General features: G+C 35.7%; 9 protein-coding genes, 7 tRNA genes and 1 rRNA gene. All 17 read right to left on the bottom strand.

Going from position 1 to position 11,752, the window contains the following annotated elements:
• Positions 1 to 116: 116 nt before the first annotated feature.
• Positions 117 to 548, bottom strand: a complete 432-nt coding sequence (locus KW2_RS00150) for a PTS mannitol transporter subunit IIA (RefSeq protein ID WP_021036508.1) — start codon at positions 546 to 548, stop codon at positions 117 to 119.
• 46 nt (positions 549 to 594) lie between these two features.
• Entirely contained in the window at positions 595 to 2,529 is a 1,935-nt protein-coding gene (locus KW2_RS00145) for a BglG family transcription antiterminator (protein WP_021036507.1), read from the bottom strand.
• A 59-nt stretch (positions 2,530 to 2,588) separates the two neighbouring features.
• A complete protein-coding gene (locus KW2_RS00140; protein ID WP_021036506.1) occupies positions 2,589 to 4,412 on the bottom strand; it encodes a PTS mannitol transporter subunit IIBC in 1,824 nt (607 codons plus the stop codon).
• A 149-nt stretch (positions 4,413 to 4,561) separates the two neighbouring features.
• Positions 4,562 to 4,635, bottom strand: a tRNA-Asn gene (locus KW2_RS00135).
• A 6-nt stretch (positions 4,636 to 4,641) separates the two neighbouring features.
• Positions 4,642 to 4,757, bottom strand: a 5S ribosomal RNA gene (gene rrf, locus KW2_RS00130).
• Between the two features lie 2 nt (positions 4,758 to 4,759).
• Positions 4,760 to 4,833 (bottom strand) — tRNA-Ile (locus tag KW2_RS00125).
• A gap of 14 nt (positions 4,834 to 4,847) precedes the next feature.
• Positions 4,848 to 4,918: transfer RNA gene (locus KW2_RS00120), tRNA-Gly, on the bottom strand.
• A gap of 11 nt (positions 4,919 to 4,929) precedes the next feature.
• Positions 4,930 to 5,002, bottom strand: a tRNA-Phe gene (locus KW2_RS00115).
• Between the two features lie 5 nt (positions 5,003 to 5,007).
• Positions 5,008 to 5,081 (bottom strand) — tRNA-Met (locus tag KW2_RS00110).
• Positions 5,082 to 5,091: 10 nt separating this feature from the next.
• Positions 5,092 to 5,181 (bottom strand) — tRNA-Ser (locus tag KW2_RS00105).
• Positions 5,182 to 5,186: 5 nt separating this feature from the next.
• Positions 5,187 to 5,258: transfer RNA gene (locus KW2_RS00100), tRNA-Glu, on the bottom strand.
• A 220-nt stretch (positions 5,259 to 5,478) separates the two neighbouring features.
• Entirely contained in the window at positions 5,479 to 7,566 is a 2,088-nt protein-coding gene (gene ftsH, locus KW2_RS00095) for an ATP-dependent zinc metalloprotease FtsH (protein WP_021036505.1), read from the bottom strand.
• Positions 7,567 to 7,771: 205 nt separating this feature from the next.
• The gene (hpt, locus tag KW2_RS00090) at positions 7,772 to 8,323 is read right to left on the bottom strand and encodes a hypoxanthine phosphoribosyltransferase (protein WP_011675094.1); all 552 of its coding nucleotides are present in this window, start codon (positions 8,321 to 8,323) and stop codon (positions 7,772 to 7,774) included.
• Positions 8,304 to 9,572: a tRNA lysidine(34) synthetase TilS gene (gene tilS / locus KW2_RS00085; protein ID WP_021036504.1), complete on the bottom strand. Its 1,269-nt coding sequence runs from the start codon at positions 9,570 to 9,572 to the stop codon at positions 8,304 to 8,306. Before tilS ends, hpt begins: the two co-directional genes overlap by 20 nt.
• On the bottom strand, positions 9,569 to 10,906 hold the full coding sequence (locus KW2_RS00080; RefSeq protein WP_021036503.1) for a serine hydrolase: 1,338 nt from the start codon (positions 10,904 to 10,906) through the stop codon (positions 9,569 to 9,571). Before KW2_RS00080 ends, tilS begins: the two co-directional genes overlap by 4 nt.
• 140 nt (positions 10,907 to 11,046) lie before the next feature.
• Positions 11,047 to 11,370, bottom strand: coding sequence for a S1 domain-containing protein (locus KW2_RS00075; protein WP_011675091.1), 324 nt, complete (start codon positions 11,368 to 11,370; stop codon positions 11,047 to 11,049).
• Positions 11,370 to 11,744 carry an FtsB family cell division protein gene (locus tag KW2_RS00070; RefSeq protein ID WP_011675090.1) on the bottom strand — a complete coding sequence of 125 codons (375 nt, stop codon included), beginning with the start codon at positions 11,742 to 11,744 and terminating at the stop codon, positions 11,370 to 11,372. Before KW2_RS00070 ends, KW2_RS00075 begins: the two co-directional genes overlap by 1 nt.
• Between the last annotated feature and the right edge of the window lie 8 nt (positions 11,745 to 11,752).

The following is an 11,752-nucleotide window of genomic DNA, read 5'->3' as shown; positions in this document are numbered from 1 at the left end:
AAGTTCAAATAGAATCTTCTAAAATCCCTTTACATAAGCAATTGTAAGCTTTTACATTGTGGTGGTAAATATAAAAAATGGCACCGAAAGTTGTGCCATTTTTTTGATTTTATTGATTAATTTTCAAAGTATTTTGCAATCTCCTCAACTGATTGAGCATCAGCCAGCTTTACAACATTGTCAACGTCAGCACAAAAAATTGAGATTTTTTGAATGAGGTCAAGATGCTCATCTTCTATTCCTGCGATTCCAAAAAGCATCGTTGCTAGTTTCGGATTTTCTTCTGTTCCAAAATTTACTCCTCGAGGAACTTGGACAATTACGACTCCTGTTTTTAAAACTTCTTTTTTTGCTGAATCCGTCCCATGAGGAATCGCGATAAAATTGCCCATATAAACCGATAATTCTTTATCTCTATCAAGCATCGCTGAAACATAATTTGAGTTGACGCATCCTCCATCAACCAACAATTTTCCACAATAATTAATTGCTTCTTCCTTATTTGAAAAATTTTGATTGATTTTAATAAGCTCTTTTTGGATTTCCATTTTTCTTCACCTTTCTTGGTTTACTAGGTTTACACACTCCGTAAACCTAATCACCATACTGTTTAACAGCTTCTATGATTATTTCCCTTAGCAACTCACTAACAATTTCATAGTTACCGGAATCATATATTCTTGTATAAAGCTTATTTTCAATAATCGAACTGGAAAGTTTTCCGAGTAAATATGAAACATATTCTGGTACTTCTGGAGGTGCCAAAAGTAGTAAAACACGATTAATTTTTATCATTTGATGGTCCATTGCCATCCCCTCAATTTCCTGACTTAGCTCATAAATCTTGAATAGTGGACTTGAAATCGATGAATGAACTGCATGAAAAAGAGCAATATTAGTTTCAGGAATTGCCAGATGTGTCTCCCGAAATCTTTCTTCTATTAGTTCTGCTAATTCTCCATCATCTTCGTTTACAGTTTTTGCGATTTGTTTTACAGTATCGCTCAACTTTGGCTGGTTTGAAAGTGTCTTAATTTCAAAAGTGCTTAAAATTTCATTACCAGTCGTAAATAAGTCATTAAGATTTAAAAAGTTTCTTTGCTCTTTTGAATCAATAGTTATCGTTCGCGATTTTTGTTGAATATGTCTTAATTGATGACGAATATTATCCAGATTTTTTTGATCTAACATTGGATTGATATAAAGATAATCAAACTCCTTCTCAGTAGTAAAAATAACATCATATTGGGATTTGACAACTTTCACAGAATTTTGAATGAGGTCTATTTTTTTTAAGAATGGAAAATTTTTCCTTAAATTACTCATGACAAATTCACATGAAATCCGTCCACGATTACTTACGAGTGCTGAGCGTAATGGTAAAACAAGATCACTTCTTTCCAAGGTTGACACAAAATGAAGGGTTACAAAAGTGATTTCCATTTCTGAAAAATTTTTATCAAAAATCAGCTTCAATGATTCATTGACGGCTTTATAAATTTCTGGATTATCTTTCTTAATTTTTTTGATAAAATCATTTTCTTTTTTAGGAAAAAGAATGGGTAACATCTCTGATTCTTTGAGATGAGCATAAAGCAAACCATATAATCGGTCGTCTTTTCCAAATTCAATCTCAAGTTTTGTGGAAACCCGATCAATAATCTGACGAATTTTATAGGAGAAATCTGTATCAAATTTTTCCATAAATAATAATTCTCGGCCAAATCCAAAATATAAAATTTCATAGACCGAAGCAAGATAAGTAATCTCAGATACAACAAATTTTGTTACTGACAGAGCTGTCAGTAATTTATTAACAAAGTTCAGCGCTCCTTTGCTTGGACTACTAAGACTCTCACTTGTGATGAAATGTCCCTCGTCTATCCGGATTAGAGTTGTTACAAGAAAGAGTTCCATCAGCACTCTCACTTTATCTGTCATATCTTCTGGCAAGATTAGGGATTCAAAAGCATCATAAGCTTGCTTAAATTTATCTAAGTCCAAGATACTTAAAAGTTTATTGTCTGAAAGTTGATTACTAATCAATTCTTGAAGCGATGCAGAATTATATATTGCAGCCACAAATACTGACCGAATATTCTCTTCTAATCCCTCAATCTTTAGGCCCCGCTCCCTTATTAATGAAATTTCATTTTCAAGTAAGGTCTGTTCTAATTGTCTCAAATCATTCGTGACCGTTGGCTGACTAATACCAAAATAATCAGTTAATGACAAAATGGATGCTTTATTTTCAATCAATAAAAGTATCTCACCGTACAAGCGCTCAGTCATCGTATATTCTACTAGTTCATGAGCTTGAGAAAGTTGCTTTATATCTCCTTTTATAAAATATCCTTCCTCAGAAGTTTGTAAACTTATCTCTTCTGGTAAAGATTTTTGTAAGTTATTTAAATCGCGATAAAGGGTTCTGCGACTTGTTCCTGTTATTTCCATCATTTCTGATATCGTAAGCGTTCCACGTTTCAAAAATGTATGGATTAATTTTTGCTCACGACTTGTTAAAAACATAAATATTCCTTTTTGTTTTGATTTCTACTTATTCACTAATCAGCTAATCAATTGATTTTTTATTTGTTCATTCGATTTACCATATTGATGTATTCTGGAGTAGTAATCAAAGACTCAACGGAAAGATGTTGAGCATTTGGAGCTTTCTGTTTTGCTATTGTCGTGAATTCTTCTTTTGTAACGATCATGATGTTTTTAGCATTAAATGCGCCTAATCCAATAAATTCAACATCAGAAATAGGAATCTTAACATCATGTCTGCTAAAAATTGCCTGTAAGGTTTCTTTGCCCATAGTACTTGAACCAATGTGTAAACCATCATGAGCAAAAACAACTTCATCAATTTGATTCAAATCTATCTCTTCTCTACTGACCAAGTCGTCAGCAATGATAGGTTCACTGACAGCTTCGTTAGTATTCATTAGATTACTGATAATTTCATCGTAACGAGGTGAGTTAAGGAAATTAGCCACTGAATATCTATGAGCATCAGGAGCCATTGTCGCAGCTCGTGGCGCAAGTTCCTCTTGTGTGACGACAATTGTGTCAGAACCGGCTTTTAAGTTAGCAATGGCGACATTCGTAACATCTTGCCCCAAACCAGCTTTTTTGACTTTATTTCTCAAAATAGAAGCACCCATGGCCGATGAACCCATTCCCGCATCACAAGCAAAAATGATATGTTTAATCGCAGAAAAATCGACTCTGTCAGTAACAATATTGCTGACAGAGTCTTGTCCCTTACTGACAGCCTTATCAGTAGCTACTCCTACTTTGGCATTTTCAAAAGCAGAATCATCAATCATCGATCTATCTCGTTTTAAAATGAAGGCTGCTACAAGAAAAGAGACAATTGCTGCTACAGCAATCCCTGCCCAGACGCAAAGAACATTTGCAAAGCCTCCCGCTGATTTACCAGATGCCATTCCCGTGATTGCAATAATCGAACCAGGTGAAGCAGGAGCTGCAAGACCAGAACCTAATAAGTTATTTGTTAAAGTTCCAGACACCCCGCCAGCCATGACGGCAAAAAAGAGCGCAGGTTTCATCATGACATAAGGAAAGTAAATTTCATGGATTCCACCAACAAATTGAATTAAAATCGCACCAGGTGCTGTTGCTTTAGCTGAACCCTTACCAAAAAGCATAAAGGCAATCAGAATTCCAAGCCCTGGACCGGGATTAGCTTCCAATAAAAATAGAAGCGATTTCCCATTTTCAGAAACCTGTTGAATTCCTAAAGGTGATAAGATTCCCTGATTGATTGCATTATTTAAAAATAAAATTTTTGCTGGCTCAATAAAAAGATTAGCAAGAGGAATTAAATGGTTAGAGATTAAAAAGTCTACGCCATGTCCCATCACATCTGTTAGCCAAGCCACAAGTGGGCCAACCACTTTAACAGCAAAAAGAGATAAACCAAATCCCACTAAGCCTGCTGAAAAGTTATTTATAAGCATTTCAAGGCCCGCTTTAATATGTGGATGAATATATTCATCAAATTTTTTAATTAACCAAGCGCCAAAAGGTCCTAAAATCATCGCTCCTAAAATCATAGGAACATTTCCTTTAGCATTCAGACCACCTACAGAAATACTAGCTGTCGCAATTATTGAACCAAAGGTTGCAATCGCACCAACTACTCCTCCACGGTGCTCATAAATATTTTTCCCACCGGTATAACCAATCATTAAGGGAATAAGAAAAGCAAGCATGGGACTAACCATCGCTGCAAAAGTTTTATTAGGTGTAAAACCATCAGGAATGAAGAACATCGTCAACACCCCCCAGGCAATTAAAACAGGAATATTGGGCATTACCATATTAGATAACGCAGTACCAAGTTTTTGAACTCGTACTTTTAAGCTTACAGTATCAGTCATTTCAGACTCCTTTACATAGTAACTAATATAATTATATTGTAACCGCTACCAATAAGACTGTAAATAAAAATCCTGACACAAAAGGACGTGCCAAGATTTATTAATGAAATTTATAAAATAAAAAAAGTCACCCTTAGGTGACTTAGTTACTGCGGATGTCAGACTCGAACTGACGACATCATGATTAACAGTCATGCGCTACTACCAACTGAGCTAATCCGCAATGTAAACTTGGCATCGTCTTTATCTCCCAGGGGGCAACCCCCAAGTACTTCCAGCGCAATAGGACTTGACTTCTGTGTTCGACATGGGAACAGGTATATCTCCTATGCAATTAATACCAAATATGGGAATTCCAGGATTCGAACCTGGGACCCCTGCGTTATCAACACAGTGCTCTAACCAACTGAGCTAAACTCCCAAAATATTAAGTTAAGCGGATGACGAGAATCGAACTCGCGTAGCCAGCTTGGAAGGCTGGGGTTCTACCATTAAACTACATCCGCTAAATAAGGAATGGCGCGAGACGGAATCGAACCGCCGACACATGGAGCTTCAATCCATTGCTCTACCAACTGAGCTACCGAGCCTTTAATTGCGGGAATAGGATTTGAACCTATGACCTTCGGGTTATGAGCCCGACGAGCTACCTAGCTGCTCCATCCCGCGATAATTAAAAAGGAGGATGTGGGATTCGAACCCACGCACGCTTTTACACGCCTGACGGTTTTCAAGACCGTTCCCTTCAGCCGGACTTGGGTAATCCTCCAGATATAGTCCGTACGGGATTCGAACCCGTGTTACCGCCGTGAAAAGGCGGTGTCTTAACCCCTTGACCAACGGACCATATATTGTTGTGCTGTCTCAAACAGTACTTTTCTATTATACACTTTTATATTTTTTTGTCAAGAATAAACTGTGTTAACTTTTCAAAATAATATATTTAATTCATAATAAGAAAGTCAGTCGTCTCAAACGACAACTATTTAATTATATCAAAATAATATTTTTTGTCAAGAATAAACTAAATGGATTATTCTAAAGCATAAAAAAAAGAAAAACAGCCTTAATTGGCTGTTTCGTCTTCTGATTTTTCCTTATTTTCTTCTGGTTTAGAGTCAGATTTTTCTTCCCCTTTACGGAGGTCAATCTTTGAGGAATTATCAACATTTGCATTTGCATCTTTGAGAGATTCTTCAAATGTTTTTGGTTCTGGTACTTCTGCTGCAGCTGCTTCATCAGGCATTTTACCTGTTGTAAAGAGCGACATGATTTGTTTCGCATCGAGCGTTTCGTATTTAAGCAGAGCTTGCGCAATTGCTTTATGTTGTTCACGATGTGTTTCAATTGCTTCTTTGGCACGGTCATAAGCTTCACCAAGAATACGACGCACTTCATCATCAATCATAACAGCAGTAGCTTCTGAGTAAGTCTTAGTCTGACCATAGTCACGACCGATAAATACTTGATGGTCTCCTTCATAAGATACCATACCAAGTTTCTTAGACATCCCATATTCAGTTACCATTGAACGAGCAATGTGTGTTGCTTTTTCAATGTCATTTGATGCACCTGGAGTAGCTACACCAAAGACAATTTCTTCACCAAGTCGTCCACCCATAAGGCTGGCAAGTTGATCTTGGAGATGAAGATTAGTTGGTTGCATGATTTCTTCATCTGGAAGAGCAAGCATGTAACCACCGATACGTCCACGAGGGACAACGGTAACTTTACGAACAGTAGATCCATTTTCAAGAACGAGACCAACAATAGCATGACCTGCTTCGTGATAAGCCACGATTTCACGCTCACGCATTGATTGAATACGATCTTTCTTAGCAGGACCAGCCATTGCACGGTCCATTCCTTCATCAATATCAGCAGCATTGATTTCTTTTTTATTTTGACGTGCAGCAACAAGAGCAGCTTCATTCAAAACATTTTCCAAATCAGCTCCGACATAACCAGGAGTTTGTGTAGCAACAGTGTGTAAATCAACATCACTTGCTAAAGGTTTGTTTTTAGCATGGACTTTAAGGACAGCTTCACGACCTTTAACATCTGGTGCTCCGACCAAAACTTTACGGTCAAAACGACCTGGACGTAAAAGCGCTGGGTCAAGCACATCTGAACGGTTAGTTGCAGCAATAACGATTACTGAGTTTCCATCATCTTGGAATCCGTCCATTTCAACAAGCAATTGGTTGAGGGTTTGTTCACGTTCATCATTACCCCCACCTAAACCTGCACCACGTTGGCGACCAACAGCATCAATTTCATCGATGAAAATGATTGATGGAGCAGTTTTCTTCGCATTTTCAAATAAATCACGAACACGTGAAGCTCCGACTCCGACAAACATTTCAACGAAATCAGAACCTGAGATACTATAGAAAGGAACTCCTGCTTCACCGGCAACAGCCTTAGCAAGCAAAGTTTTACCTGTACCCGGAGGGCCTTCAAGGAGAACACCTGCTGGGATACGAGCACCTAAATCATGATATTTTTTCGGATTTTTAAGGAAGTCAACAACTTCAACAAGCTCTTGTTTTTCCTCTTCAGAACCGGCAACATCAGCAAAACGAACTTTAGATGTTTTACCATCTTGTTGTTTAGCACGAGATTTACCGAAGGACATCGGATTTCCACCGCCACCTCCGCCACGAGCGCCCATTCCACCCATCATGAGCCAGAAGATACCAACAAATAAAAGCATTGGGATGATATATGAGAGAATTTGAACCCACATACCGCTTGATGACGCTTGAACGACACTAAGTTTTACATCATTACTTTTAGCTGCATTTTGGATATCTTTGACAACACTGTCAGTTGGAATAATATAAGCTTGGAAGTTTTTAACTTCACTTGTAGTGTTACCTAAAAGTGGGAAATTGTTTGTTCCTTTTACTTTTACAGGTTTTTTATACTCACCTGTTACAGTAATTAAGCTATCTGATGGTTGCATTGTGACGTTTTCAATATTATTATCATCAAGTTTAGTCATCAATTGTGAATAGCTAATTTTATCCACTCCTGATTGATTACTACTGAAGAAGAAATTGAAACCGACAACAACAACAATAGCCAATATAACCCACATTAAGATATTTTTTACAAAATTTCCTTGTCTTGGTTGTTTGTTGTTATTCATATTTTCCTTATCTTTTGTTTATTTATTATTAGAAAAGCCAAGAATTTACTTCTTAGTATCACTGGTAATAAAGGATACAAGCTAATCAATAACAGCTATACCTAGTTATAGCATATTTCCTTTTGGAATGCTAATAGTAAGTATTGGTCAGAGATTTTTTCATACTTTAGTCTGAGAAAATTTTTAACCTACTTAAATCATTGAATTATTTACTATAAACCTCAGGCTTCAAAACCCCAACATATGGGAGGTTACGGTAGTTTTCTTCGTAGTCTAAACCAAAGCCAACAACAAATTCATTTGGAATGGTAAATCCTGAATAATCTGGTTTAATTTCAACAATTCTTCCTTCTGGTTTATCAAGAAGCGTAACAATTTTTACATTTGCTCCACGATGTTCCAAAAGTTCTTTTAGATATTTTAAAGTGCGACCTGTGTCGATAATATCTTCAACAATCAAGATTTCACGACCTTTAACCGCTGTATCAACGTCTAAAATCAATTTTACTTCACCAGAAGATTTTGTTCCTCCGTGATAGCTTGATACGGTCATAAAATCAGTTTCAAGATGACAATCAATATGTTTGATTAGTTCAGCTAAGAAAGGAACTGACCCACGAAGAATTCCTAAAACTAAAGGATTTTTCCCTTCGTATTCTTTTGTTAATATTTCTCCAAGTTCTTTGGATTTTTCAATAATTTCTTCTTCTGAAACTAGTACTTTTTCAATGGCCTTATCAAGATTTTTTTCGAGCATCGTTGATTTCCTCTCCTATACTGGGTTTGACCCATAATATTCTTCTAATTTTATCATTTTTGAGCGCTTTACTCAAATCAGAGCATGCGACTCCGACGATTGCGTAAAGTTTTTTTTCGACAAAGATGAGAGGGTTCTCACGAGCTTGTAAGGGAACATGATTGTCAATAAAAAACTTTCGTAATTTTTTATGGTGACCATTAATCAATATTTGATCACCAGGTTGTCGCTTGCGAATTTCTAATTGTCCTTCTAAAGGTAAGTATACTTCCATAAAACTTGTATCGTTAGGATTTTCACTTAAAATTTCGAGTGAAGGTGTGATTAACTTCCTTTTTTCAATATAAAAGTGATCTTTGGTCTTCACAAACTGAAAATCTTTATTCAATTGAGCAGAATATTGTTGTGGACGTCTGATAATATGTAAGATTTCTTCAAATTTTTTCTTACTTACTTTTATTTCTGGGTACTGAGCAAAAAATGCTTGTAAAATGAAGTGCTGTAATTCTTTTGTTTGAGAAATAAATTTGTGATAAGAGATTTTTTCATCAACAATTTCAAGTTCCGAAATTTTTTGATTAATCACTGTTAAGGCCATTTTTATTTCTGAGCTTAAATCACTGATTGCCTGCGAAAATTGAGGATTTTCTTTTGTTAATTCGGGAATAAGCTGATTCCGTATTCTATTTCTAAAATAATCTACTCCTTGATTGGTCGAATCTTCATAAAAGACCGCCGCATCAAGCTCTTCTTTTGTAAATTTGAGTAATGGACGAATTAATTGTCCCTTAGCAAAGGGTTGACAGTCAGCAATTCCCTGTAAACTTCTCAAAGGACGCCCAGTAATTTGACGCATTAATACAGTTTCAACGACATCGCCTTGATGGTGTGCAGTCAGAAGAACATCATAATTTTCAGCTATCATTATTTTTTCAAAAAAGTGGTAGCGAGACTCCCGAGCTTTTTGCTCTGTAAACTCTCCTGTAAATCTGTCAACAAAAATTGGAATCTCTAGGTCACTGGCCATTTTACGTAAGGCTTGTTCTTCAAAGTCTGATTCGGGTCGTAAGCCGTGATTAATGTGAGCTATTCCCAATTCTATATGGAGCTTTGCTCTAAGCTCATAGAGCCAATTAAAGAGGGTCATTGAGTCTTTACCGCCTGATAAAGCCAGTAAAATTTTCGAATTTTCCGCAAAGTATTTTTCTTTAGTTACTATTTTTAGAAATTTAAGTTGAGCTGGTGTCATTTCATAACTCCATAAACATCTTGTGAAATATTCTTTATTTCATCATCACTTCCACCATTTGTTTCAATGACCAAAAGATAGGGCTCACTCGTAAAGATAATGGCTGCATCGTGATTATCTGTATCCGCACCACCTATTTTATGTGCTACTGGAACATTTTTAGGAATAGCTGCTTTGATTTTTACATCATCAAAATCAGTATCAAATAGAGCATTAAATGAAGCTCCTCCCTCATTATAAAGCGCTTCTAGCATTTTACCAACCATCTGAGCAGAAGCATTTCGTTCTTTTGGATTCCATTCTTGTCCAGCAATTTTGTTGATTTCTTTTTGATAATTTGGATTAAATTCTTGGGTTTCATAGTAAGCAAGCATGTTACTTCCTACATTATCTGAAAGTTTTGCCGTTCTATTTATGATGTCTTGCAGACTATAATATTTATTGTCTGCTGTCTTTGGCAGGTTTCCTGTCCCTTCTGGTTTGTAACTTCCATAAAAAGTATTAATGGCTGGTGTATACAAAAGTTTGTCATCAAGAGAAGCCAATCCTTCATTGAGCCTTTTCTGAGTCCAATAAAGAATTGGAATTTTAGAAAGACTTGCTGAATACATTTCTTGATTTTGATTTACACCAGCTGTAAACTTGTCATTAAGTTCTTTTACATAAATTGAATATTTCTTATCATTATATTTTTTATTTAGTAGGGTTTGAACTTGCTGTATTTTAGGATTTTCTAAGGAAATATCATCTTCTGAAACCCAGCCTTTTTGACCACTCTCCAATGAAATTTCATAATAAGTTCCCCAGTTAGTTTTAGCGATTTTGTCCGCCAAAATTTGATGTGTCCCATTCAGCGTTGTCATTACTTGGTTATCGTAAGTGGTTACTGGATTGTAAAATACGTTGACACTTTTATTAGTATAGATAGTTCTATTTGTATTTTCCCGAGAAATAGTGACATCTGAGATAATATTTTTCTTGTCAGCTAAAATATATTTTCCATCCTTGAGTTTAAAAGCTTTCCCAGCAATTTCTGAAATATCTAACTGCGTTTTAGCGGAAAGCTTTCCTACAGATTTTGTCAATTGTTCATCTTCATAGAGTTCTATATCTTGAAGAGCCACGGCTCTTGGAGGAATTGAGTCCCAAGTTTCTTTTTCTGTAACTTTATCTGCTACGACAATATTTTTAGGTTTGCTGACCGCTTTGTCAGCAAAATATCTTGATTGCGGGAAAGCAAAAAAGCCCGGAATGATCATCAAAAGCATCACCAAGGCTACCCCGCTATTAATTTTTATTCTTTGTTTTTGCATGATTAAAACCTTGCCCAACATCTTATTCATTCCATAGAATAATTTCTGTTGTAATCTTTATCTTTTTAATTCCTAGAATTTTTCATAAAATAGGTGCTATTTTTAGTCAATAGAATAATCAAAGAAGAAACTAAATAACTTTCTAAAAGTAAGAAAGTTATTTAGTTTAATTCGCGATTTTTTTGTTCAAGCTCTGTAATTCTTTGCTGACTACTTTCCAAAAATTCAGCATAGACATTTTTGAAATTTTTTTCTTGGTAGTTTAAATCGATTTTTCCATCTTCATGTACCTTGAAAACTTCAACACCAATCAAATCACCAATTTGAACTTTTGGATGATTCTTTGGAAACTGTGACCAACGCAAAAGTCCACTATTTTTACTGACAGTTTTGTCAGTACTTTTTTTGATTTCGTCAGTAAGTTCATCAGCAGAAATTTTTACAAAAAGTCCAAATCTTGTAATATTTTCAACTTGTCCAATCATTAATTTGACCCGTTATTTCCAATTAAAGGACTGTCGGTAGTGAAAACTTTTTCGTCACTTTGAGAATATTCTTGCCCATCACTACGAGCAAATTTTTGCAGATAGTTAGGGTCTTGCAGTTTATTGATTTCTGCTTTTTTTATTGTTACTTCTTTAGAAAGACTTTCATATTGTTTCTTTGCATTCTGTTCTAAAGCGACTTGCTTATGCAAAGTTTCATATGATTTTATCAAACTCATACTTGTTAGACTGAAAAGTAAGATTGCCACAATCAAAATAAGTCCCAAATGTTTTCTTTTTGGTACTACTGTTAGATTTCTTTTTTTCTGATTTTGACTATATTTATTATTTAGTTGAATCACTTGTTTTGCCATGACACCCT

Source organism: Lactococcus cremoris subsp. cremoris KW2, assembly GCF_000468955.1.
Taxonomy (GTDB): Bacteria; Bacillota; Bacilli; order Lactobacillales; family Streptococcaceae; genus Lactococcus; species Lactococcus cremoris.
Note: the sequence above shows the minus strand (reverse complement) of the source record. Positions and strands in the feature narration are given on the sequence as shown.